General features: G+C 70.9%; 18 protein-coding genes. 5 read left to right on the top strand and 13 right to left on the bottom strand.

The window, feature by feature from the left end:
• Nucleotides 1-13: 13 nt before the first annotated feature.
• Both ACZ55A_RS27315 and ACZ55A_RS27310 read left to right on the top strand, forming a co-directional pair.
• Complete coding sequence (locus ACZ55A_RS27315) at nt 14-631, top strand: ScbR family autoregulator-binding transcription factor (protein ID WP_468845220.1); 618 nt, start codon at nt 14-16, stop codon at nt 629-631.
• Nucleotides 632-862: 231 nt separating this feature from the next.
• A complete protein-coding gene (locus ACZ55A_RS27310) occupies nt 863-1765 on the top strand; it encodes a ScbA/BarX family gamma-butyrolactone biosynthesis protein (RefSeq protein WP_468845217.1) in 903 nt (300 codons plus the stop codon).
• A gap of 70 nt (nt 1766-1835) precedes the next feature.
• Here ACZ55A_RS27310 and ACZ55A_RS27305 read toward each other — a convergent pair whose 3' ends face one another.
• The 12 genes from ACZ55A_RS27305 to ACZ55A_RS27250 form a co-directional block, all read right to left on the bottom strand.
• Nucleotides 1836-4100, bottom strand: a complete 2265-nt coding sequence (locus ACZ55A_RS27305) for a bifunctional salicylyl-CoA 5-hydroxylase/oxidoreductase (RefSeq protein ID WP_468845470.1) — start codon at nt 4098-4100, stop codon at nt 1836-1838.
• A gap of 2 nt (nt 4101-4102) precedes the next feature.
• The gene (locus ACZ55A_RS27300; protein WP_468845214.1) at nt 4103-4930 is read right to left on the bottom strand and encodes an enoyl-CoA hydratase family protein; all 828 of its coding nucleotides are present in this window, start codon (nt 4928-4930) and stop codon (nt 4103-4105) included.
• A gap of 583 nt (nt 4931-5513) precedes the next feature.
• Complete coding sequence (locus tag ACZ55A_RS27295; protein WP_468845211.1) at nt 5514-6920, bottom strand: amino acid permease; 1407 nt, start codon at nt 6918-6920, stop codon at nt 5514-5516.
• 211 nt (nt 6921-7131) lie between these two features.
• Nucleotides 7132-8136 carry an ornithine carbamoyltransferase gene (gene argF / locus ACZ55A_RS27290; protein ID WP_468845208.1) on the bottom strand — a complete coding sequence of 335 codons (1005 nt, stop codon included), beginning with the start codon at nt 8134-8136 and terminating at the stop codon, nt 7132-7134.
• A 242-nt stretch (nt 8137-8378) separates the two neighbouring features.
• Nucleotides 8379-9614, bottom strand: a complete 1236-nt coding sequence (locus ACZ55A_RS27285) for an arginine deiminase (protein ID WP_468845206.1) — start codon at nt 9612-9614, stop codon at nt 8379-8381.
• A gap of 490 nt (nt 9615-10104) precedes the next feature.
• On the bottom strand, nt 10105-12771 hold the full coding sequence (locus tag ACZ55A_RS27280) for a polynucleotide kinase-phosphatase (protein WP_468845467.1): 2667 nt from the start codon (nt 12769-12771) through the stop codon (nt 10105-10107).
• Nucleotides 12772-12875: 104 nt separating this feature from the next.
• Nucleotides 12876-14396, bottom strand: coding sequence for a 3' terminal RNA ribose 2'-O-methyltransferase Hen1 (locus ACZ55A_RS27275; RefSeq protein ID WP_468845204.1), 1521 nt, complete (start codon nt 14394-14396; stop codon nt 12876-12878).
• A gap of 110 nt (nt 14397-14506) precedes the next feature.
• Complete coding sequence (locus tag ACZ55A_RS27270; RefSeq protein ID WP_468845202.1) at nt 14507-15433, bottom strand: LLM class F420-dependent oxidoreductase; 927 nt, start codon at nt 15431-15433, stop codon at nt 14507-14509.
• A gap of 498 nt (nt 15434-15931) precedes the next feature.
• Nucleotides 15932-16387, bottom strand: coding sequence for a DUF6099 family protein (locus ACZ55A_RS27265; RefSeq protein ID WP_468845465.1), 456 nt, complete (start codon nt 16385-16387; stop codon nt 15932-15934).
• Between the two features lie 383 nt (nt 16388-16770).
• Nucleotides 16771-17169, bottom strand: coding sequence for a nucleotide pyrophosphohydrolase (locus ACZ55A_RS27260; protein WP_468845200.1), 399 nt, complete (start codon nt 17167-17169; stop codon nt 16771-16773).
• On the bottom strand, nt 17166-18620 hold the full coding sequence (locus ACZ55A_RS27255; RefSeq protein WP_468845198.1) for a biotin transporter BioY: 1455 nt from the start codon (nt 18618-18620) through the stop codon (nt 17166-17168). The genes ACZ55A_RS27260 and ACZ55A_RS27255 overlap by 4 nt, the downstream gene beginning before the upstream one ends.
• Nucleotides 18621-18675: 55 nt before the next feature.
• Nucleotides 18676-19065: a cell division protein SepF gene (locus ACZ55A_RS27250; RefSeq protein ID WP_468845196.1), complete on the bottom strand. Its 390-nt coding sequence runs from the start codon at nt 19063-19065 to the stop codon at nt 18676-18678.
• A gap of 219 nt (nt 19066-19284) precedes the next feature.
• Here ACZ55A_RS27250 and ACZ55A_RS27245 point away from each other — a divergent pair, with 219 nt between their 5' ends.
• Together ACZ55A_RS27245 and ACZ55A_RS27240 are read left to right on the top strand one after the other, a co-directional pair.
• Entirely contained in the window at nt 19285-20442 is a 1158-nt protein-coding gene (locus ACZ55A_RS27245) for a magnesium and cobalt transport protein CorA (protein WP_468845193.1), read from the top strand.
• 158 nt (nt 20443-20600) lie between these two features.
• Nucleotides 20601-21287, top strand: coding sequence for a DUF2238 domain-containing protein (locus ACZ55A_RS27240; protein WP_468845190.1), 687 nt, complete (start codon nt 20601-20603; stop codon nt 21285-21287).
• Between the two features lie 15 nt (nt 21288-21302).
• Here the strand turns inward: ACZ55A_RS27240 and ACZ55A_RS27235 are convergent, their stop codons facing one another.
• Nucleotides 21303-22637, bottom strand: coding sequence for a diacylglycerol/lipid kinase family protein (locus ACZ55A_RS27235; protein WP_468845187.1), 1335 nt, complete (start codon nt 22635-22637; stop codon nt 21303-21305).
• Nucleotides 22638-22845: 208 nt separating this feature from the next.
• Between ACZ55A_RS27235 and ACZ55A_RS27230 the strand changes: the two genes are divergently transcribed.
• Entirely contained in the window at nt 22846-23844 is a 999-nt protein-coding gene (locus ACZ55A_RS27230) for a hypothetical protein (protein WP_468845185.1), read from the top strand.
• The last annotated feature ends 20 nt before the right edge of the window (nt 23845-23864 follow it).

The raw sequence follows: 23864 nt of genomic DNA, 5'->3' as shown, positions 1-23864 counted from the left end.
CGGAGGATGATCGGTGGTCAAGCAGGAACGCGCAGTGCGCACCCGGCGCGCCGTGCTGGAGGCCGCGGCCCATGTCATCGGCACCCGCGGATACCAGGCCGCCACGATGGCCGAGATCATCCAGCGCGCCGGGGTCACCAAGGGAGCGGTGTACTTCCACTTCACGTCCAAGGACGCACTGGCCCGGGCGGTCATAACGGAGCAAACCGATCCGTTCCTTCCGCAAGTCAGCGAATCCCGGCTGCAGGACGCCATCGACTTCACCCACCAGGTCGCGCTGGCCCTGCGCAGCGACCCGTTGTTGCAGGCCGGCACCCGTATCGCGGTCGAGACGACCTTCAGCGAGGAACCGTTGGTGCCGTACCAGGCCTGGACGGACATCATCACCCAGATGTTCACCGAGGCCCGGGACAACGGGGAGTTACTGCCGGGGGTGGCTCCGGACCGGGCGGCCGAATTCTTCGTCGCCGCCTATATGGGCGTGCAGTTGTTCTCGCGCGCCGCGACCAACCGCGCGGATCTCCCCGAGCGCGTCACGGCGCTGTGGAAGCACACGCTGCCGGGGCTCGCCTCTCCCGGCGCGATGAGCCATCTCGACCCGCACGGCCGGGCGGTACAGCTCTCCGCCTGACGTCGGCCCCTCGCAGTCGGTGGAGGAACGATCCCTTAGCACTAGAAAACAAACCACATGGTCCGTATCTTGGTGCCGCAGGATCGCCGTAGCGAGGCTCAGCCCGTCAGGTCGCTGAGAGCCGCACTTCAGAAAGGGATACCCATGGCCAGCGCCACTCTCATGCCGTCCTCACGCGATCAACGCCGCGACGGCGAATGCCGGTTCACGGACGGAAACCGACCGTCCACTTTGACCACGACCGTGCCGCGCGAGTACGTCCACCGCACCGCCGTGTCCGAGGTGTTCCTGACCAACTGGCGGCGCGGCGGCGCGGACAGCTGGGTGGTGAGCGCCCAGTGGCCGCGCGCCCACAGCTTCTACGGACCGGTGGGCGGGCTGCACGACCCGCTGCTGCTGATCGAGACCATGCGGCAGGCCGGGATATTACTCAGCCATGTCGCCCACCGCGTGCCGCTCGACCACCCCATCATCTGGCAGCGGGTCCGCTACGACCTCTCGCCGCAGGCGCTGTACACCGCCGCGGAACCTGCCGATGTGGAACTGCACATCACCGACCATGACGTGGTCCGCCGCGGCAAGCGGCTGACCAGCGCCCGCCAGCAGTTCCGCATCCTGTGCGACGGCGCCCACCTGGCGACCGCGATGCTCGACTACTCCTGTCACAGCCCGGCGGTCTACCGCCGGCTGCGCGGCAAGTACAGCGATCTGACCCTGGCCAACGCGCGGCGGCTGCCGCTGCCCGAGCCGGTCACCCCACGCCTGGTCGCCCGGGACCGCGAACGCGATGTGGTGCTCTCCCCCACCGGCCGGCCCGACCTCTGGCAGCTGCGGGTGGACACCTCCCACCCGGTGCTCTTCGACCACCCCGTGGACCACGCCCCCGGCATGCTGATGATCGAGGCCGCCCGCCAGGCCGCGCAGGCCGCGACGCCCGGCCTGACGCTGCCGGTCGCGATGGAGTGCCGCTTCGAGCGCTACGCCGAACTGGACGCCCCCTGCTGGGTACAGGCCCGGACCGCACCGCACGCCACGGGACCGGACGACGACGGCCGGCGGCAGGTCGAGGTCTCCGTGGAACAGCACGGCAAACCCGTGATCGCCGCGGAGATCACCAGCGTGCCGTCACCCTGACAGTGCCGCGCGGAGCCGCTTGCGGCTCACCGCCCCCGAACGGCCCCGCCCCGCTGCCCGTGCCTCCCCGTCACCGCAGCGTAAGGCGGGGCTTCGGTGCGTCGGTACGCCCGGTGGGCGGGGTGCGGCTGCCCGCCTGGTAGGGCAGCGGCCAGGGGGCGCCCGGCCCCGCGTACCCCTGCTCCGCCGCGGCGTGCAGCGTCCAGTGCGGGTCGTACAGATGCGGCCTGGCCAGCGCACACAGATCCGCGCGTCCGGCCAGCACCAGGGAGTTGACGTCGTCCCAGGAGGAGATGGCACCGACCGCGATGACCGGCACGCCGAGGGTGTTGCGGATCCGGTCGGCGAACGGCGTCTGGTACGAGCGTCCGAAGTCGGGGCGCTCGTCGGCGACGACCTGTCCGGTGGAGACATCGATGGCGTCGGCGCCGTGCGCGGCGAAGGCCGCCGCGATCTCCACCGCGTCCTCGGCGGTGGTGCCGCCGTCGGCCCAGTCCGTGGCGGAGATCCGGACGGTCATCGGCCGGTCGTCCGGCCACTGCTCGCGCACCGCGTCGAAGACTTCGAGCGGGAAGCGGAGACGGCGGGCGAGGGAACCTCCGTAGGCGTCGGTACGTTGATTGGTCAGCGGGGAGAGAAATCCGGACAGCAGATAGCCGTGCGCGCAGTGCAGTTCGAGCAGGTCGAAGCCGCAGTCGGCGGCGCGCCGGGCGGCGGTGGTGAACTGCTCGCGGATCCGGGTGAGTTCGCCCGTGGCCAGCTCCTGGGGGCGCTGACTGTGGGGCTTGTACGGAAGGGGGGATGCGGCGACGAGCGGCCAGTTGCCGGCGTCGAGCGGTTCGTCGATGCCGTCCCACATCAGCTTGGTGGAGCCCTTGCGGCCCGCGTGGCCCAGCTGGATGCCGATCGCGGTGCTGGGTGCCTGGGCGTGCACGAAGTCGGTGATCCGCCGCCAGGCCGTGGCCTGCTCGGGGGTGTAGAGCCCGGCGCAGCCCGGTGTGATCCGGCCCCGCTCGCTGACGCAGACCATCTCGGTCATCACCAGTCCCGCCCCACCCAGGGCCCGGGCGCCCAGATGCACCAGATGGAAGTCGCCGGGCACGCCGTCCCGCGCCGAGTACATGTCCATGGGTGAGACGACCACGCGATTGCGCAGGGTGAGGCCGCGCAGCCGGAAGGGCGTGAACATCGGCGGGGTGGCGTCGGGGGTGCCCGCCTCGCCCTCGACCGCCGCGACGAATCCCGGATCGCGCAGCCGCAGATTGTCGTGGGTGACCCGGCGGCTGCGGGTGAGCAGGTTGAAGGCGAACTGGCGGGGCGGCTGGTCGACGTAGGTCGCCAGCTCCTCGAACCATACGAGGCTGGCGCGGGCGGCGCGCTGCGTGGAGGCGACGACCGGCCGGCGCTCCGCCTCGTACGCGGCCAGCGCGGCGGGGGTGTCGGGCTGTTCCTGGAGGCAGGCGGCGAGCGCCAGGGCGTCCTCGACGGCGAGCTTGGTGCCGGAGCCGATGGAGAAGTGCGCGGTGTGCGCGGCATCGCCGAGCAGCACGGTATTGCCGTGCGACCAGCGGTCGTTGACGACGGTACGGAAGGCGGTCCAGCTGGAGTTGTTGGAGCGCAGCGGCCGGCCGCGCAGGGCGTCGGTGAAGTGCTTGGCGCACCATTCGGCGGATTCGCGTTCATCGGCCTGGTCGAGGCCGGCGGCTGCCCAGACCTCCTCGCGCATCTCGACGATGACGGTGCTGGCGTCCGGCGAGAAGGGGTAGGCGTGCAGTTGGGCCACGCCGTGCTCGGTCTCGGCGATCTCGAAGCGGAAGGCGTCGAAGGCGAAGTCGGCTGCGAGCCAGATGTAGCGGCAGCGGTGGCTGGTCAGCCGTGGCCCGAAGGCGTCGGCGTGCGCGGTGCGGGTGGCGCTGTGCACTCCGTCGGCAGCGATCACCAGGTCGTAGGAGCGGGCCAGTTCGGCGGCGGGCGGTGCCTCGGTACGGAAGCGCAGCGCGATGCCCAGGTCGCGGCAGCGCTGGTGGAGTATGCCCAGCAGCCGGCGCCGCCCCAGCGCCGCGAAGCCGTGTCCGCCGGAGGTGAGGGTGCGGCCCCGGTGCACGATGTCGATGTCGTCCCAGCGGACGAACTCACGCTGGAGCGCGCGGTAGACCTCCGGGTCGGCGTGCTCGATGCCGCCCAGGGTTTCGTCGGAGAGCACGACGCCGAAGCCGAAGGTGTCATCGGGGGCGTTGCGCTCCCAGACGGTGATCTCGCGGGTGGGGTCGAGGCGTTTGAGGAGCGCCGCGGCGTAGAGCCCGCCCGGCCCCCCGCCGATGACGGCGACCCGCATGGCTACTTCCCCTGCCACTTGGGGGTCCGCTTCTCCGTGAAGGCAGCGTGGAACTCCGCGTAGTCGGCGCTGTTCATCAACAGCGCCTGAGTGGCGGCATCCATCTCGACGGCGGCGGCGAGCGGCATGTCGAGCTCGGCGGTGAGCAGCGCCTTGGTCTGGGCATGGGCCAGCGCGGGGCCCTCGGCGAGCCGTCGGGCGAGCGAGGCGGCCGCCTCGTCGGCCCGCCCCTCGTCGGCCAGTTCGCTGATCAGCCCGAGCCGTTCGGCCTCCGGCGCGCGTACCGCGTCGCCGAGCATCAGCAGCCGGGTGGCATGGCCGAGCCCGATGACGCGGGGCAGCAGATAGGCCGCGCCCATGTCACCGCCGGAGAGTCCGACCCGGGTGAAGAGGAAGGCGAACTTGGCGGACGGGTCGGCGACCCGGAAGTCGGCGGCCAGCGCCAGCACCGCACCGGCGCCGGCCGCGACGCCGTGCACGGCCGCGATCACCGGGAAGGGGCACTCCCGCAGCGCCCGTACGACCTGACCGGTCATCCGGTTGAAGTCCAGCAGCTGGGTGGTGTCCATGCCCAGGGTGGCGCCGATGATCTCCTCGACATCGCCGCCGGAGCAGAATCCGCGTCCCTCCCCGGCCAGCACCAGGGCGCGCACGGAGCGCTCCCTGGACAGCTCGGCGAGCAGATCGCGGAGGTCGGCATAGGCCTCGAAGGTGAGCGCATTGAGCTTCTCGGGGCGCGCCAGGGTGACGGTGGCGATCCCGTCCTGCCTGGTCACGCGGATGTGCTGCCAGGGGTCTGTGCGGTGGGCGGATCCTGTGAACGGGCTCATCGGGCTGCCTGCCCCCTTTGGCGGGTCGGCCGGTGGATGTTCTCCGGATGCCCTTCGAAGTTATCACCGTTTCATGACCACCGTCACGCATGCGCTATACGCTTCGGCGTACGTTTTTGGCTGTCCCGCCGTGGTGGTTTCTCGCCGTTGCGCCTGCGGCGAGCCGCTCCGCTGCGCTTGGGCTTCCTTCCCACGTTTTCGGCTGTCCCGCCGTGGTGGTGTCTCGCCGTTGCGCCTGCGGCGGGCTGGGTGGTTGTTGGGTGCGGTGACGGACCTCCGGGGCCTTGTTTGTGGATTGCTTCGCTTTACGTCCACAAACAAGACCCCTCCGGCCCGTCCCCTCCCGTTGAGGGAAAAGGAAAGGCCGATGGGGGTGCACGTGATCACTTACGTGCACCCCCACCGGCCTTCCGTCATCCCCACAACGGGAGGGGACGGGCCGGAGCGGGTGGGTGTCCGGACGTAAAGCGAAGCAGTCCGGACACCCACCCGCGGAGGACCGTCACCGCACCCACCACCCACCCGCCCGCCGCAGGCGCAACGGCGAGAAACCCACACGGCGGGAAAGCCAACAACGTGGGGGTCAAGCCAAGCGCGAGCGCCGCCGGCCGTAGCCCGCGTACACCAGCGCGCCGACAACCAGGAAGCCGGCGAACTGCAGCCAGGTCGCCAGGCCGGTCCCGTACATCAGGTAGCCGCAGAAGCCGATGCCGAGGAGCGGGCTGACCGGGAAGAGCGGTACGCGGAAGCGGCGCGGCAGGTCAGGGCGGGTGCGGCGGAGCACCAGGACACTGAGGTTGACCACCGCCATGACCGCCAGCGTCCCGATGGTGGTCAGGTTCATCACCACGTCCAACGGGACCACCGCGGCCGGGACGGCGAAGACGGCGGCGACGATCCAGGTGTTGGCGACCGGGGTGGACGTACGGGGCGAGATCCGCTCGAAGATCCGCGGGACCAGGCCGTCCCGTGCCATCGACATCAGGATGCGGGTCTGGCCGTACATGACCGCGAGGACGACCGAGGCGATGGCGACGACCGCGCCGAAGGCGATCACCCCGCCGCCGAGCGTCGAGTCGGTGACGCGGTTGACGATCAGCGACAGTGCGGCCGGCTGGCCGGCGACCTGGTCGGAGGAGAGGGCGCCGATGGCGGCGAGGGCGACCAGGCAGTACAGGACGGTGACCACACCGATGCAGACCATGATCGCGATGGGGATGTTGCGCCGCGGGTTCTTCACCTCTTCACCGGCCGTGGTGATCGCGTCGAAGCCGATGTACGAGAAGAAGGCGACCGAGGCGCCCGAGGTGATCCCGGCGATGCTCTCGGGGGCGAACGGCGAGAGATGGCCGGCCCGGAAGGCGCTGAAGCCGATCGCGCAGAACAGCACCAGGATCGCGAGCTTGAGCACCGCCATCGCGGCGGTGGCCCGGGCGCTCTCGCGGATACCGCGGACCAGGAGCAGGGCGGCGAGCAGCATCACGACGACGGCCGGGATGTTGACGACGCCGCCGTCACCGGGCGGATTGGACAGCGCGGCCGGCAGTTGCCAGCCGGTCAGGCTGCCCAGCAGTTCGTTGAGGTACTGGCCCCAGCCGACGGCGACGGCCGAGATCGAGATGCCGTATTCGAGCAGCAGGCACCAGCCGACGAGGAAGGCGGTGCGCTCGCCGAGGGTGGCGTAGGCATAGGAGTAGGAGCTGCCGGAGACCGGTATCGCGCCGCCCAGCTCCGCGAAGGAGAAGGCGGTGAAGACGCAGGTGACGGCCGCCAGGACGAAGGACACGATGACGGCAGGGCCGGCCTCGGCGACGGTGTCGGACAGACCGACGAAGATGCCGGTGCCGACGATGGCGCCGACGCCGAAGCACACGAGCTGGAAGAGGCCCATGCTGCGCTTGAGGCCGTTGCCTTCGAGGTCCGCGCCGGATTCGGCGATGAGCAGATCGGGGGACTTTATGCGCAGTCCGGACGGACCTGAGGGACGCATGGAGGTGGTTCTCTCTCTGGTGGTGCGATGCGCGGGCGGGGGTGGGCCACGCACAGAACGGGGTCCGGACCGGTGGGCCCGAACCCCGCAAACGGCTCGATGGTAGCCGCTTGACCTGCATGATCGGCCGTAGAGGCGGATGGCTATGCAGTCAATGTGTGTGATGTTGCCTACGGCGCCCCTGCCGCCGCCACCCTCCGCCCCCGGCTGCTCACCGGGCGAGCGTCGCGACCAGCACCGCCTTGATCGTGTGCATCCGGTTCTCCGCCTCGTCGAAGACGACGGAGTGCGCGGACTCGAAGACCTCGTCGGTGACCTCCAGCGACGACAGCCCGTGCCGGGCGTGGATCTCCCGGCCGACCGCCGTACCCAGGTCGTGGTACGCGGGCAGACAGTGCAGGAACTTCACGTCCGGCCGGCCGGTGGCGCGCAGGACGTCCATGGTGACCGCGTACGGCGCGAGCAGCGCGATCCGCTCGTCCCACACCTCCTTGGGCTCGCCCATGGAGACCCATACGTCGGTGGCGACGAAGTCCGCACCGCGCACGCCCTCGGTGACGTCCTCGGTGAGCGTGATCCGGGCGCCGCTGCCCTTGGCGAGCCGCTGCGCCTCGGCGATGACCGTCTCCTCGGGCCACAGCTGCTTCGGCGCCACGATCCGTACGTCCATGCCGAGCAGCGCGCCGGTGACGAGATAGGAGTTGCCCATGTTGTTGCGGGCGTCGCCGAGGTAGGCGAAGGCGGTCTCCGCCAGGGAGCGCCCCTGGCCGTGCTCGACCATGGTGAGCACATCGGCGAGCATCTGGGTCGGGTGCCAGTCGTCGGTGAGCCCGTTGAAGACCGGCACCCCGGCGTACGCGGCCAGCTCCTCGACGTCGGACTGCCGGCTGCCGCGGAACTCGATGCCGTCGAACATCCGGCCGAGCACCCGGGCGGTGTCCTTGACCGACTCCTTGTGCCCGATCTGCGAGCCGGACGGGTCGAGGTAGGTGGTCGACGCACCCTGGTCGGCGGCCGCGACCTCGAAGGAGCAGCGGGTCCTGGTCGAGGTCTTCTCGAAGATCAGGGCGATGTTCCGGCCCTGGAGGCGGGGGACCTCGGTACCGGCCCGCTTGGCCGCTTTCAGCTCGGCCGCCAGGTCGATCAGTCGGCGGAATTCCTCGGCGCTGAAGTCCAGCTCCTTGAGGAAGTGGCGGCCCCTGAGGTCTATCGCCATGGGTCGGCTCCTGGTTTGCGGCGGTCGGGACGGGGTGCGTACGGACGCAGGACAGGGTTCGCCCGGACGCACACCATGGAAGTGTATACGAGCAACCGTATCTCTATACGCTGGATGCGCCTTCTCCCGTATCCCTGCGCATCCAGCCGACGCGGCTACGCCCGCTGACGCCTCCACCCGCTACGTCCCGGCCCTCTCTCGGCTCGCTACGTCACGCGCGGGGCGCTCCATGGCATCACGCCTCAGGCTGCCCCCGGCACCGCGTCCCGCGCCACCGGACAGCTCATACAGCGCGGCCCGCCCCGGCCCCGTCCCAGCTCACTGCCCGGGATCGTGATCACCTCGATGCCACGCTTGCGCAGAAAGGTGTTCGTGGTGACGTTGCGCTCGTACGCCACCACCACCCCCGGCTCGACCGCCAGCACATTGCAGCCGTCGTCCCACTGCTCGCGCTCCGCGGAGTGCACGTCCTGCGTCGCGGTCAGTACCCGGATGTCGGACAGTCCCAGCGAGGCCGCTATGGCGCGGTGCATATGCTCCGGCGGGTGGTCGGTGACCTTGAGGTCATGATCGCCCGAGCCCGGCTCGATGGTGTACGAGCGGAGCATGCCCAGGCCCTCGTACTGGGTGAAGGTGTCCCCGTCGATCATGGTCATGACGGTGTCCAGATGCATGAACGCCCGCCGCTTGGGCATGTCCAGCGCCACGATCGTGCGCGCGGACCCCGCCGCGAACAATCCGCGCGCCAGCAGCTCGACGGCCTGGGGGGTGGTCCGCTCGCTCATCCCGATCAGCACCGCGCCGCTGCCCAGCACCAGGAGGTCGCCGCCCTCGATCGTCGAGGGGAAGTCGGCCTGGCCCTCCGACCAGACGTGGAAGTCCTCACCGCGGAAGAGCGGGTGGTAGCGGTAGATCGCCTCGTAGTGCACGGTCTCGCGCTGCCGGGCCGGCCAGCGCATCGAGTTGATCGACACCCCGTCGTAGATCCAGGCGGAGGTGTCGCGGGTGAAGAGGTGATTGGGCAGCGGATCCAGCAGGAAGTCGTCGAGGTCCATCACATGGAAGCGGACCGAGGTCGGCTCCGGATGGTGCTCCAGGAACTCGCGCTTGGTCATGCCGCCGACCAGCGCCTCCACGAGCTCCGGCACCGGCAGCTCGTCGAAGGCGGCGCGCAGATGGTCGGTGGCCAGCGGCCCGTACTCCTTCTCGTCGAAGACCCGGTCCAGCACCAGCTCCCGCGCCTCGGGGAGGTGCAGGCTCTCGGCCAGCAGATCCCCGAAGAGGTGCACGTCCACGCCCCGGTCCCGCAGTACATCCGCAAAACCGTCGTGCTCGGCCCGCGCCCGGCGCACCCACAGCACGTCGTCGAAGAGCAAGGTGTCCTTGTTCGAGGGCGTGAGCCGCTTCAGCTCCAGATCGGGGCGATGCAGGATCACCCGGCGCAGCCGCCCTGCCTCTGAGTCGACATGGAATCCCATCTCCCCATCTTGGCCGCTTCCGGGGCCCGGCGGAGGTACTCGGGCGATCTCGGTCGGGAGCGGGTTGTCCGGAGGAGGGCGTGCGTGCCTGTCCGGACGTGGGGTCAGCGCCTGGCCGGGCATGGGGGCTGCGCCTGCGCGGGGCCGGGGGCAGCGTCTGCGCGGACCTAGGGCCAGCGTCTGGCCGGGGCCGGGGGCAGTGGCTCTTGGGGCGCAGCTCCTGGGGTGCAGGGTCAGGGTCGCGACCGTCGCGGCTGCCCGGCCACGGCGGCGGTCACCCAGCCTCGCCGCAAGCCGTCCATTCCGGGGGCTTGTTGGCCACCCGTTGCCCTCCCGGGACGGCGATCCGCCGGGACGGCTGCTGACGGGCCGGGCTGCGGCCCAGGCGGGAGGGAAGGGCTGGCGGCAGGGAGGGGCTGGTGGGAGGGAAGGCCTGACGGGAGGGCGGCGATCGGGGGCGTGAGCCTCCCTCCCGTCAGGCATCGGGCGCCTACAGCCGCGGGTCCACCGGTTCCGACTCCAAGGCCAGCACCGCGAAGACCGCCTCGTGCACCCGCCACAGCGGTTCGCCGCCCGCCAGCCGGTCGAGCGCTTCCAGGCCGAGCGCGTACTCACGCAGGGCCAGCGAGCGCTTATGGCCCAGATGGCGTGTGCGCAGCCGCCGCAGATTCTCCGGCCGGGTGTACTCCGGGCCGTAGATGATCCGCAGGTACTCGCGGCCACGGCACTTCACGCCCGGCTGCACCAGCCGCCCGTCGGGCTGACGTATCAACGCCTGTACCGGCTTGACCACCATGCCCTCGCCGCCCTCCGCGGTCAGATCCAGCCACCACTGGATCCCGGCCGCCACCGAGGCCTCGTCCTCGGTGTCCACGAGGAGCCGACGGGTCGCCGCGAGCAGCCCCGGCGACCCCGGCGTGCCTCCGCCCGCGGGGGCGTCTCCGGCGGCCGGCGCACCGTCCCAGGATGCCACCGCCTCCTCGGCCGCGATGATGCGGTCGATCAGCGCCAGCTGCTCGGTGTGCGCCAGCCCGGCAAGGCTGCGCCCCTGCACGGCGAGGATCTGGAACGGCGCGAGCCGGACACCGTCCAGCTCGCCCAGGCCGCCGGGCAGGTCCGCCGCGGCTGCCCCGACGCGCCAGCAGTAGCGCCGGTACGCGGCCGTGAACGCCGCGGCGTCCGCGGCCCGGTCGCGCTGCCGGCCGAGCAGCGGTGCCACCTCGACACCCCGCGCGGCCGCCGCCTCCAGCGCGCCGAGCACGCCGGGGAAGGCCGCTCCGGACGCCGCGCCGACGGCCGCGTACTGCTTGCGCAGCAGACCCGTCGCCTTGAGGGACCACGGCATCAACTCCGCGTCCAGCAGCAGCCAGTCCGTCTCCAGCTCCGCCCAGAGTCCGGCCTCCTCAACGCAGGCCCGGACCCGCCGCAGGACCCGCTCGGTCGTCTCCGGGTCGTCGAAGAACGGCCGGCCGGTGCGGGTGTACAGAGCGCCCGACACCCCCTTGGGCACACCGAAGCGATCGGCGGCCACCGTCGCATCGCGGCACACCAGGACCACCGCACGGGACCCCATGTGCTTCTCCTCGCACACCACTTCCCGCACCCCGTCCGCCCGGTAGCCGGCGAACGCCTCGGCCGGGTGCTCCAGGTAGCCCTCACCAGCTGCCCCGCCGGCCACCTCCGCCGTCGAGGTCGCGCAGGGCGCCATCGTCGGCGGGAGGTACGGCAGCAGCCGGGGGTCGATCGCGAAGCGGCTCATCACCTCCAATGCGGCCGCGGCGTTCTCCTCCCGCACCGCGAGCCGGCCCATGTAACGGGTCTCCACGACCCTGCGCCCCGCCACATCGTTCAGGTCGAGCGGACGGCCGTCCGCCCCGCCGGGCGCTTCCGTGGCGAGCGGCTTCGCGGGCTCGTACCAGACCTGCTCCGCCGGTACGTCCACCAGCTCGCGCTCCGGCCAGCGCAGCGCGGTCATCGCACCGCCGAAGACACAGCCGGTGTCCAGGCAGATGGTGTTGTTGAGCCAGCCGGCACGCGGGGTGGGCGTGTGGCCGTAGACGACGGCGGCGCGGCCCCGGTAGTCCTCGGCCCACGGGTAGCGCACCGGCAGGCCGAACTCGTCGGTCTCGCCGGTCGTGTCGCCGTACAGCGCGAAGGACCGCACCCGGCCCGACGTCCGGCCGTGGTACTTCTCCGGCAGCCCGGCGTGGCACACCACCAGCCCGCCGCCGTCCAGGACGTAATGGCTGACCAGTCCCTGGATGAACGCTCCGACCTCGGTCCGGAAGGCGTCGTCCTCCTTCTCCAGCTGCTCGATTGTCTCAGCGAGGCCGTGGGTGGGCTGGACCTTGCGGCCCTTGAGGTAGCGGCCGAGCTTGTTCTCGTGGTTGCCCGGCACACACAGCGCATGCCCGGCCCCGACCATGCCCATCACCAGGCGCAGAACGCCGGGACTGTCCGGGCCGCGGTCGACGAGGTCACCGACGAAGACCGCGGTACGGCCCTGCGGGTGCACCGCGTCCACGGCCCTGCCGCGTTCGTCGCGCACCAGCGCATAGCCGAGTCGGCCGAGCAGCGTCTCCAGCTCGGCACGGCAGCCGTGGATGTCGCCGATGATGTCGAACGGACCGGTGAGATGGCGCAGATCGTTGAACCGTCGCTCGGTGACGACCTCGGCGGACTCCACCTCGGCGGGGCCGCGCAGCAGGTGCACCTTGCGGAAACCCTCGCGCTCCAAGTGCCGTACGGAACGGCGCAGTTCCCGCTGGTGGCGCTGGATGACCCGGCGCGGCAGCCCGGCCCGGTCGGCACGCGCCGCATTGCGCTCGGCACAGACCTGCTCGGGTACGTCCAGCACGATCGCCACCGGGAGCACATCGTGCTCCCGCGCCAGCCGCACCAGCTGGGCGCGCGCCTCGGACTGCACATTGGTGGCGTCGACCACCGTCAGCCGCCCCGCCGCCAGCCGCTTGCCCGCGATGAAGTGCAGCACGTCGAACGCATCGCCACTCGCGCTCTGGTCGTTCTCGTCGTCGCTGACCAGACCCCGGCAGAAGTCGGAGGAGACCACCTCGGTCGGCTTGAAATGCCGGGCGGCAAAGGTGGACTTGCCGGAGCCGGTGGCCCCGATCAGCACCACGAGCGAGAGGTCCGGCACGGCGAGCGTACGCCGCGCCGCCCCCTGCGCTTCCCCTCCGTCACGCCGCTCCTCGTCCGCACGCTCCCTGCGCTCGTCCCCATGCTCCCTACGGTCTACGCCCGTCACGCCACACCCTCCTTCCCACGCACCGAACTCCCGCTGTCGGCACTGCTGCTGTCGGCACTGCTGCTACCGCTGTTGTCTTCGCCCTTCAGACGGAAGTGCGCGAGCTGGGTGGGCGGGCCGACCTCAGGATCGTCCGGCCCCACCGGGCCGAAGCTCACTCCGTAGCCGTGCCGCGCCGCGACCTCCCGCGCCCACCGCCGGAACTCCTCCCGCGTCCACTCGAAGCGGTGGTCGGCATGTCGTACGTGCCCGGCCGGCAGCGACTCCCAGCGCACGTTGTATTCGACGTTCGGCGTCGTCACCACGACCGTCCGCGGCCTGGCCGACCCGAACACCGCATACTCCAGCGCCGGCAGCCTCGCAGGGTCGACATGCTCGACGACCTCGCTCAGCACCGCCGCGTCATACCCCGTCAGCCGGCCGTCCGTGTACGCCAGCGACCCCTGTACCAGCCGTACGCGCTCCGCCTGCCGCTCGGACATCCGGTCCAGCCGCAGCCGGCGCCGCGCCTCGTGCAGCGCCCGCATCGACACATCGACACCGACGACCTCGGTGAACTGCCCCTCCTTGAGCAGCGCACCGACCAACTGGCCCTGTCCACAGCCCAGATCGAGCACCCGTGCCGCCTTCTCCGCCCGCAGCACTCCGAGGATCGCCTCCCGCCGCTGTACGGCGAGCGGCACCGGCTTGTCCTCGGTATCCGCCTCCTCGTCCACCGCGTTGTCGATCTCCGCGGCCACGACATCGTCCGACTCGGCCAGCCGCTTCAGCTCCAGCCGCTCCATGGCCTGGCGGGTCAGCGCCCCGCGCCGGGCGAGGTAGCGGCCGACGATCACCCGCTGCTCGGGGTGGTCCTCCAGCCAGCCCTCACCGGCCCGCAGCAGCTTGTCGACCTCGTCCGGCGCCACCCAGTAGTGCTTGGTGTCGTCCAGCACCGGCAGCAGGACGTACAGATGCCGCAGCGCCTCGGCGAGCGTGCGCTCCCCTTCCAGGACGAGCCGTACGTAGCGGGAGTCGCCCCACTCCGGGAACGTCTCGTCCAGCGGCACCGACTCGGCCAGCACCTCCCAGCCGAGCGGCTGGAACAGCCGCCGCACCAGCTCCGTACCGCCCCGGGCGGGCAGCACCGGCACCTCGATACGCAAGGGCATCGCCCGCCCCGACAGCTCGGGCCGCGCGTCGCACTGCCCCTTCATCGCGCTTGAGAAGACGCTCCGCAGCGCCACCGCCAGCAGTGAGGAGGCCGCATACGGACGGTCGTTCACATACTGGCCGAGTGCCGCATCCGGCGCTCCGCCGCGGCCCTGCCCCCGGCTCCGGCGGAGCAGAGCGATGGGATCGACCTCCAACAGCAACGCGGCCGTACAACGTTCCTCGTCCGCCTTCGGATAGAAGACGTGCGCGGTGCCGTGCGCCGTCGAGAACTGCTGCGACCTGTCAGGGTGCTTGTGCAGCAGAAATCCGAGGTCGGTCGCGGGACGGTCGGCGCTGCCGGTGGTGGCTATCGTCAGGAACACACGTCCGAGTATTGACGCATGACGCCTCCCTCCCCACCGGTTTTCCCCAGCGCCGACCACCGACGCCGCTTCCGCCCCCGCCCATCGCCGTTGCGTATGGCTCAGCTCAGCTACGGCTGTACCTGCGGCAGTACCTGCGCCGAGATCAGCTCGAGGTGGTCCAGATCATCGAGGTCCAGCATCTGGAGATAGACACGCGAGGCACCGATGGCGGCGTAACGGCCGATCTTGTCGACCACCTCGGCGGGCGACCCCGCCAGGCCGTTGGCCTTGAGTTCGGCCACGTCCCGTCCGATGGCCGCGGCCCGCCGCGCCACCTCTGCATCGTCCTTGCCGACGCACGCCACGAGGGCCGTGGAGTACACCAGCTCATCGCCCTTCCGCCCGACGGCTTCAGCGGCCGCCCGCACCCGTCCGAACTGGCGCTCACTGTCCTTGAGCGAGGCAAAGGGGATGTTGAACTCATCGGCGTACTGTGCCGCCAGCCGCGGGGTACGCGTCGCACCGTGTCCGCCGACCAGCACCGGCACCTTGCCCTGGGTGGGCTTGGGCAGCGCGGGCGACTTCTCCAGCTGGTAGTAGGTCCCGTCGTAGCTGAACTCCTTTCCTGTCTCGGTGGCCCACAGGCCGGTGACGATCGCCAGCTGCTCCTCCAGCCGCGCGAACTTCTCCTTGGGGAACGGGATGCCGTACGCCCTGTGCTCCTCCTCGAACCACCCCGCGCCGAGGCCGAGTTCGACCCGGCCACCGGACATCTGGTCGACCTGGGCCACCTGAATGGCCAGCACGCCCGGCAGCCGGAAGGTACCCGCCGTCATGAGCGTGCCGAGCCGGATACGCCGGGTCTCCCGGGCCAGGCCGGCCAGCGTGATCCAGGCATCTGTCGGGCCGGGCAGCCCGTCGACGTAGCCCATGCTCAAGTAGTGGTCGGACCGGAAGAATGCATCAAAGCCCAGCTCCTCAGTGGCTTGAGCAATCTTCAGAAGGGTGTCGTAGGAAGCCCCTTGCTGGGGTTCGGTGAAGATTCGAAGTTCCATACCTCCATCCTGCGCACCGGACGACCGACCAACCGTCACGGCGTCTCGATACATCAGGTCGGGCCAGCGTCCGGCCAGGGCCGGACCAGCGCGAGTGCCACGAGCGTGAGTGTCCACGGTGGTGCGCCTCAGTGCGGGCGCGAAGAGCGACGGGCGGTGGCAGAGGAGACGGACGGAATGTGGCATGGGGAGGCCGGCACGACGGTGGGCCTACCGTCACGCTGACGGCTGACGGACGTGCCGTCGGCGTGTGCGGTGTGAGCACTCCCTGGCCCGCGGGTCGGCGTGACACCGTCCGGGGCACATGTCCCGCGTCCGAACACGGGTCTCGGCGCTGCTGCCTTGCGTTGCGTTGCGTTGGACGACTGTCCTGCGTTGCGTTGGACTGTCCTGCGCTGCGTTGGACTGTCCTGCGTTGTGTTGGGGTTGGGCTGTCCTGCGCTGGCTTGGTTTGTTCTGCGTGGTGTTGGGTTGTTCTGCTGCCTTGGATTTCCCGCCTCAGGCGGGGTTCCGGTCACGTACCTCGAGCTTCTCCAGTATTCCGGCCACGCGGTCCCGCGATTCGTCGACCGTGTCCATCGCCTCGACGCAGGTCCAGTACGTCCCCTCCTCGTCCGCGAGCAGCACCACTGCCACCAGCGCCTCGCACACCTCTCGTAGTAGTCGGATCAGGCTCAGTAAAGCTGCCCTGACGTCGCGCACTTCGGTCAGCTGAGCCGCCCGCAGCCCGCCGGTGGCCGATGCCGGGCACAGCAGTCCCCCGCTGAACCGCCCGCCCGCGTCCCCTAAGCCTCGGGCCCTGGACCGCACTTCGTACGGCCCGAATATCGCGAGATGGCTACCTATCGCCTCCGCCAAGGCTTGTGCCTGCCACGCCTCGACGATCACATCGTGAATCGTGGTTGCCTCAGCCAGACCGCGCCGACCGGCCGCGATGATCCGCACCGCGTCCATCCGCTCCCCTCCTTCCCTCATCATTCGCATGCACCCCGCTCTCCTTCCACTACCCAGAGTGAGGGTGAACACCCAAAAAAGCCAGGGGAATTCGCAAATCTGTGGACAAGCAAGGCGCTGTGGAAAGATCCATGACTCCGGAGAGTGATGATGCGCGGGTTCGGACTAGCCCCCTTCCCCTTCCGCCCCAGCAGCCCCGCGCCGCACACGATCGGCACAGGTCACGAAGGACGCCGGAACCGCCCCGACGAGCGCGCCGGAACGCCCCGAACGAGCCCGGCACACGCGCCCGAAGCGCACGGGGCGGACCCCGCGCGTCTATACCTACCGCGGCCGGTCCGCACCGCCGACCCCATCGACCCCATCGGGGCCCGCCCGGCCCCCTATTCCCCCTCAGGCCCCTCCGGCCCCTCCCGACGGTCCGACCCCTCCGGCCCCTCCCGGCGGTCAGGGCGTGCCTGCCGGACCGCCGGGAAGCGCGACTCGTTGCGCTCGATCTTCGCGGCGAGCGCCGTGAGGGCGTCGATCCCCAGCGCCTCGCAGAACTGCAACAGATAGGCCAGCACATCGGCGACCTCGTCCTCGACCCGGCCGGCAGCGCGGGGGTCGGACATCACCTCCGACGACTCCTCCGGCGTCAACCACTGGAAGATCTCGACGAGTTCCGCGGCCTCGACGCTCAGTGCCGCGGCCAGGTTCTTGGGGGTGTGGTACTGCTGCCAGTCCCGCGCGGCCGCGAACTCGGCCAGCCGTCGCTGTAGCGCATGAAGATCTTCACTCATGCCCCTAGGTGTAGCACCTGTACGCCGGGCAGCCCCTCGGCGACCGACGGATCCCGTACCGTCCCCAGCAGCCGGACGTGCCCGCGCTCGGCCATCCGTACGGCCAGCGACACCAGCTCGCGCGCCTGCCGGCGGTCCATACAGCGGTCCATCCCGTCCGCCATGACCGTCATCTGCTGATGTGCCGACGGAACCTCCCCGACCGGATCCATGGCCAGTACCCCCGGCCCGGTGAGCAGTACCAGCGCCAGTGCAAGAAACCGCAGTTCCCCGTCGCCGAGTTGCTCGACGGGCATCTCCCCGAGCACACCCCGGTCGAGCACGGCCCGCACACCCGGCTGCCGTACCTCTCCCCCGGCTTGTGCAGTGGCCGTTCCCCCGCGTCCGGCCGCCGCCGTCGCAGCCGCGGCTGTCCCTTCGCCCGGGTCGGCCCCCTGGGGCGGCACGGCGCGCAGTCCGTCGACCGGACCGGCGCACGCCTCCCGTACCGTCGCGACCAGCACCGCATGCCGTCGGGTGCACTCCTGGCTGGTACGGGCCAGTACGGCGGGCAGGTTGTCACAGGCCGACCGCAGCCGCCCCTCGTCGCGTTCCTCCTCGACGTCGCGGCCCCAGCCACCGGCCTCTCCGCCACCCTGACTCCCTCTGCGCCCCCGCACGCCCCACGCACCGGCGGCTCCCCCGCTGCCGCCCGCCGCACCGGCACCGCCGGACCCACGGGACTTCCCCGCGCAGTTCGCCGCGCCCGCCTCTCCCCGGCCACCCCGGGTACCGCCCTCCACGCCCCTGCCGGTGCCTGCCGCCGTGCCCCTCGCACCCGCCGCGCCCCGCATGACCTCCGGCCGCGGATCGCACACAAACGCCGACCGCAGTGCGACCACGACCTGTTCCGCTGCGGCCAGAACCAGCCGTTGGCCGGCCGTCTTGCCCGCGACACGCAGCGGCAGCAGCGACGTGCCCAGCCGGTCGTCGGGGAGCGGTGCGCGGGTCACCGGGGCCGCGCCCGCGGTGTACCAGGCCGCCTGGACCGCGGGGCGGGTCGGATCGGTGAGCGCGGTGGTCAGCAGCGTCTCGCCGCCCCCGGTCAACCGCTCGCCCACGATGCGCAGTTCGGGCTCGGCCTGTACGGCGAGATCGAGGGTGACGGGGCCGGCCGGGCCGTCGATCGTGCAGCCGATGCGGAAACCGCGCCGCCCCTGTTCGTCGGGGCGCGACCCGGCCGGCACACAGGCCGACGGGCCGCCCGCCACCTCCCGTACGGCCCGCGCCAGCGGCTGCCCGCTACCGAGCCGGGCCAGGATCTCGTACGCCTGGAGCGCGCTGGACTTACCGCTTCCGCTCTCGCCGCTGAGGAGTGTCAGTGGGCCGAGCGGCAGGGTGAGGCCGCGATGGATCTTGAAGGCGGACAGCCGTAATTCGGTGACCGCCGGTCGCACACTGTCGGTATTCATGCCGGGACGTTACGCAACGCCCCGGCCGGAGAACCGTTACGTCCAACTGCTTTTCCTACGAACGGGGGATGGCCCCCGTTACCGCCTCCGCGACCTCGGTGCCCACCGGTGCCAGCAGGAAGACATTGGTGTCGACGCGGTGCATGCCGCTGCCGAGTCCGAAGACGACACCGCTGGAGAAGTCCAGGATGCGCTTGGCGACATCGCCGTCGGCGCTGCTGAGGTCCAGCAGGACCGGGATCTGCGCCATCAAGTACTCGGCGACCTCACGGGCGTCCGCGAAGGTCTGGACGCGGATGACCATGAACCGCCGGGTCTCCTCCGCCGGCTCCTCCTCGGGGAGGGCGCGGTGGTCGGGCCAGGAAGGCCATTCGCTGCCGCCGCGGAGCGGGACGACCTCGGCGAGCCCTTCCCACTGCTCGTCGGTGGCGTCGGGGCCGTTCACCGAATCACCTCACCCAGAGGAGCGCTGGCTATCTGCGGTATCTGCATCGCACAATTCTAGAGATAAACATACAAAGCTCGGCGGACGCGACACACGCCGCGCACGCCCCGTTCCATCCTGCACCACGGGCCCTGAGCTGTGCCGACATCCTCGACAGATATCCTGCATCGAGATTCTGTGTGCCCGTTCATCCCTCTTGTGACGGAGGTCGGTTCTGCCGTGAGCTCTGAACCTCCGAGCCGTCGGCCGCGGGGCCTGCGTGGCCTGCGGAAAACCGCCAAGAAACGGTCCGTCGGGCCCCCGCCCGCCGAGGCCCCGGACGGTACCGACGCCTCGCCGCCGCCCGCCGAGAACTCCAGCAGCGTCATCAACGCCGTCCTCTACCGGGACGGACACCGCATCAGCACCCACGACAGCCTCGCCGAGGCCTTCCGGCAGCAGCGCGCCACCTCCGACACCCTCGCCTGGATCGGACTGCACCGCCCCACACCTTCCGAACTGGTCACCCTTGCCTCCGAGTTCGACCTCCACCCGCTCGCCGTGGAGGACGCCCTGGAGGCCCACCAGCGCCCCAAACTGGAGCGCTACGGCGGCACCCTCTTCGTCGTACTGCGCGCCGCGCGCTACCTGGACGCCCCCGAAGAGGTCGACTTCGGCGAACTGCACGTCTTCGTCGGCCGCGACTTCGTCATCACCGTCCGGCACGGCGGCGCCCCCGACCTCTCGGCCGTACGCCGCCGCATGGAGGACGCACCCGAACTCCTCACCCGCGGCCCCGAAGCCGTGCTCTACGCGATCCTCGACGCCGTGGTCGACGGCTATGTCCCGGTCGTCGCCGGGGTCCAGAACGACATCGACGAGATCGAGACCGAGGTCTTCGGCGGCGACCCCCGCGTCTCCCGCCGTATCTATGAACTCTCCCGCGAGGTCGTGGAGTTCCAGCGCGCGACCCGTCCTCTCAACGGCATGCTGGAAAGTCTCACCGCGGGTTTCGAGAAGTACGCCATCGACGAGGAGCTGCGCCGCTATCTGCGCGATGTGGCCGATCACGCCCTGCACACGACGGAGCGCGTGGACGGCTTCCGGCAGGCCCTTCAGGACATCCTGACCGTCAACGCGACCCTGGTGAACCAACAGCAGAACGCCGAGATGCGCGCCCTGGCCGAGGCCGGCTTCGAACAGAACGAGGAGATCAAGAAGATCTCCTCGTGGGCGGCCATCCTCTTCGCCCCGACCCTCGTGGGCACGATCTACGGCATGAACTTCCAGAACATGCCGGAGCTGCACTGGGGGTTCGGATACCCCTTCGCCATCGCCCTGATGGGCATCGTCTGTACGAGCTTGTATGTCATCTTCAAGCGGCGGGACTGGCTGTGAGCAACCGGCGTCAGGGACCGCACTCGGCTCGTTGACCGCGCGGTCGGCGTGGTGCAGGCGAGAACGTCACAGACCGCCGTCGGCAGATGAGTAGCAGTACTCATGCCGACGATTCGGGGGTCATCCGAGGATGAGGCCCCTGACACGAGGAGCCAGCCATGTCCGACATCCCCACGGAAACGCAGCGCGCCCGCCGCACCGGCCGTCGGCTCCCCGCCGTTCTGGCGGCCGTCGTCGTCCTTGCCCTCGCCGTGTCGGCCTGGCATCCGAAGGACCCGACCACCTGGGTGCTGGAGACGATGTGGGTGCTGGTCGGCCTGCCGCTGGCCGTCCTGCTGCGCAAGCGGTTCCCGCTCAGCGGTCTGCTGTGCTGTCTGCTGGCCGCACACGCCCTGGTCCTCATCGTGGGAGGCCACTACACCTACGCGGAGGTGCCCGCGGGTGACTGGGTGCGCGACTGGTTCGATCTGGAGCGCAACCCCTACGACCGCTTCGGCCACCTCATGCAGGGCTTCGTACCGGCCATCCTGGTCCGGGAGATCCTCATCCGGACCTCACCGCTGCGCGGCAGCCGCTGGCTGGCCCCGCTGACCGTCTGCGCCTGCCTCGCCTTCAGCGCCGTCTTCGAGATGCTGGAGTGGGCCGCGGCCGTGACGGGCGGACAGGCCGCCGATGCGTTCCTGGCCACCCAGGGCGATGTGTGGGACACCCAGTGGGACATGTTCTGCGCCCTGATTGGCGCCATATGCTCGCTGCTCCTGCTCAGCCGGGTACACGACCGCAGCCTCGCTCGCCTCGAGAGCACGGCGGCCGGCCCGGCCGGTGCACGTGATCTATCGAGCTGAGAAGGCCGAATCGGCTCACCGGACGCGGGCGGGGCGCCCCCTCGCCAGCGCGAGGCGGCCGAGGCGCCGCCAGTCCAGTGGCTGCCTCCGTCGCGGTACGCCGGGGCGGTGGCGGGGGACGCGTACGCGCAGGGCCCGGGGGCGGAGGGTGCAGTGGACGGGGGTCGGGAGCGTGAGTGCCTCGCCGTCGACGCCTACTTGTATCGCGGGCTCGTCGGCGTCCACGACGGCTTCCTCTGCGGTCAGTACGGTGAGGCCACTCCCATGCCTGCCCCTCAGCAGCTCGGCTGCCTGCGCGGCGCTGTCGACGGTGATGCCCAGGATTCCGAGGACGCCCGAATCCAGGGACTCGCGGCGTCCCAGCCCCACGGGGTCGCCCATCCGGTAGGGGTTGTTGCTGACGAGGACCGCCTGCGGGCCGTCGAGGGCCGTGCCGGCGGCGCGGAGGGACAGCGTCGGGCCGCGATGGTGCGTCAGCAGGTCGGGGAGCAGGTCCAGGCTGGTGCGCACCTTGTCGTCGCGGTACGCAGGGCTCTGCACGACCTCTGCGTACGTCCCGAAGGACGCGTTGTTGACGAAGGGGCGCCCGGCGATGAAACCGAGGTCGACGCGGAGTTCGACGCCGTCGGTGAGGGCATCCAGGGACGTCGACGGGTCGTCGCGGTCCAGGCCGAGGTCGAGTGCGAAGTGGTTTCGGGTTCCGGCCGGGATCACCAGGAACGGGATGTCGTGTTCGACAGCCACACCGGCCACCAGGGCCTGGGTGCCGTCCCCTCCGGCGACGCCGAGCAGATCCGCGCCGCGGGCGACCGCGCTGCGCGCAAGCCCGACCACGTCCTGTGGATGGGCGGTGTCCAAGAGGTGCACGTCGGCTCCGCGCTCCTCCGCCCTCTCCTTGAGCCGGAAGCGGCCCACTTTCCCGCCGCCCGAGCGAGGATTCATGATCAGGAACGGGTGCGCGGCCGGGGCGGCCCGGACCTCGGGTGAGCGGGTCGGCCGGGCACCGCCGCTGAGCGCGGCTCCGCCGGCGAAGAGCGCCAGCGCCCAGAGGGCGAGGGAGACGACGACCACCCACAGCAGACCGGCCCAGGCGTAGAGCAGGACGACGGCGGCCGGGGCCGCGGCGGCCAGGAGGCACGCGAGCGCCCGGATGAGCGCACGCCGTGTCAGTGCCCACCACGCGCCGGCCGCGGCCAGCGCGAAGCCGGCCGGTCCGACGCCGAGGAGGACCAGACTCCTGAGCCCGGCGAACGCGAGCAGGGTCGCGATCGCCGCACCCCCGGCCAGCAGAGCCAGCCGGGCGTACCAGCGTGGCGCCGTGGCGTAGCGCCCGCCCGCATCCGTGATCATGGAACCTCCTGGCGGCCACGATCCCTGCTCATGCGCGCGAGCGGAGTGCCCGCTCGCCCACCGTTGTCCCCCTGCCGTCGGCCGGGTCTCGCTTCTCCCAGTGTGGGGGAATGTCTCCCGCCGTTCCCCAGGGGGTTCCGGGCGACCGCGCAACGGCGGTGGACGGCCGCGTGCCGTGTGCCCCGGTCCGAGAGAAGCTGGGATGAACATGACGCATCGCGGAACCGCTCCCGCCGGACCGGAGCCGAGTCCGCCGTCACGGGCGGCGCGGCTGGAGGCCCAGGCGCTGCTGCCGGCGCTCTGGGCGGACCCCGAGCACATGCCGGAGCAGTTGGCGAGGTTCGCGGTGCGGCGGTTCGGTCCGCGGGCCGCCGCGGCCACCTCCCGGTGGCGGAACCATGCGCCGGCGGCCGGTTTCGACGAGCTGAGCAGCCGCGCCGTCGACCACGGAACCCGGGCGACGATCGCGAACGGTGCCGTCCTGGGCGGGCCGTTCCTGGTCCTGATGCCCTTCGCGTTCGTCGCGTCCCTGCTCGCCCAGGCGCAGATGGTGCTGGAGCTCGCCGCGCTGGCGGGGCGCGACCCGCGGTCCCCGCAGCGCGTGGCCGACCTGCTGTTTCTCCAGAACGTGTGTCCGACGCCGGAAGCGTCCTCCGAGGCCCTGGCGAGGGCGCAGGAAGGGCGTCACGCGGGACGCAGGCGGCTGCCCCGGGGGACACGGTGGCGCATGATCGTGAGAATGGCGGCCCTCCTCGGGCTCGTCGGTCCGCACGAGGAGCGCAGCCGGCTCCAGCGGATCGGCGGCATCGTGTACCTCGGGGCCCTGGTGGGTCTCGGGATGGTGTGGCCGCTGATCTGGATGCCTGCGCTGGCTGTGATGTACCGCAAAGCCACGCTGCAACTCGGTGGCCGGGCGCTCGCGTACTACACGGGAGCCGCCGGTGTGCCGGGCGGCGGGGCCGGTGCGGAAGGCAGCGCGAGGGAGCACGGGCGCGTCATGGTGCCCAGGGCCGCCGGGATGCTGTCCGTCCTGCGCTTCTTCCTCCTCGCGGTGCTTCCCCTGGTCCTTGCCGTGGTGGTTTCCCTCCTGGGGATCCGGGTCGCCGGCAGCGGCTGGCTGGGCGCGCTGATCGCCCTGGTCTGCGTCTCCTTCCTGGCCGCGGCCGGGTGGCTGCTGTACGAGAGGCGACGACGGCACCGCCCCTGAGCCCTGCGCGGGCGGGCCCG

Source organism: Streptomyces sp. NPDC034111, assembly GCF_055575375.1.
Note: the sequence above shows the minus strand (reverse complement) of the source record. Positions and strands in the feature narration are given on the sequence as shown.

Bases quoted from the DNA above. Each gene is read 5' to 3' on its own strand.
- ACZ55A_RS27255 (WP_468845198.1), bottom strand. From the start codon at position 18,620: ATGAATACCGACAGTGTGCGACCGGCGGTCACCGAATTACGGCTGTCC.
- ACZ55A_RS27285 (WP_468845206.1), bottom strand. From the start codon at position 9,614: ATGGGATTCCATGTCGACTCAGAGGCAGGGCGGCTGCGCCGGGTGATC.
- argF (WP_468845208.1), bottom strand. From the start codon at position 8,136: ATGGCGATAGACCTCAGGGGCCGCCACTTCCTCAAGGAGCTGGACTTC.
- ACZ55A_RS27300 (WP_468845214.1), bottom strand. From the start codon at position 4,930: ATGAGCCCGTTCACAGGATCCGCCCACCGCACAGACCCCTGGCAGCAC.
- ACZ55A_RS27295 (WP_468845211.1), bottom strand. From the start codon at position 6,920: ATGCGTCCCTCAGGTCCGTCCGGACTGCGCATAAAGTCCCCCGATCTG.
- ACZ55A_RS27260 (WP_468845200.1), bottom strand. From the start codon at position 17,169: ATGAGTGAAGATCTTCATGCGCTACAGCGACGGCTGGCCGAGTTCGCG.
- ACZ55A_RS27235 (WP_468845187.1), bottom strand. From the start codon at position 22,637: ATGATCACGGATGCGGGCGGGCGCTACGCCACGGCGCCACGCTGGTAC.
- ACZ55A_RS27265 (WP_468845465.1), bottom strand. From the start codon at position 16,387: ATGGACGCGGTGCGGATCATCGCGGCCGGTCGGCGCGGTCTGGCTGAG.
- ACZ55A_RS27240 (WP_468845190.1), top strand. From the start codon at position 20,601: ATGTCCGACATCCCCACGGAAACGCAGCGCGCCCGCCGCACCGGCCGT.
- ACZ55A_RS27305 (WP_468845470.1), bottom strand. From the start codon at position 4,100: ATGCGGGTCGCCGTCATCGGCGGGGGGCCGGGCGGGCTCTACGCCGCG.
- ACZ55A_RS27230 (WP_468845185.1), top strand. From the start codon at position 22,846: ATGACGCATCGCGGAACCGCTCCCGCCGGACCGGAGCCGAGTCCGCCG.
- ACZ55A_RS27270 (WP_468845202.1), bottom strand. From the start codon at position 15,433: ATGGAACTTCGAATCTTCACCGAACCCCAGCAAGGGGCTTCCTACGAC.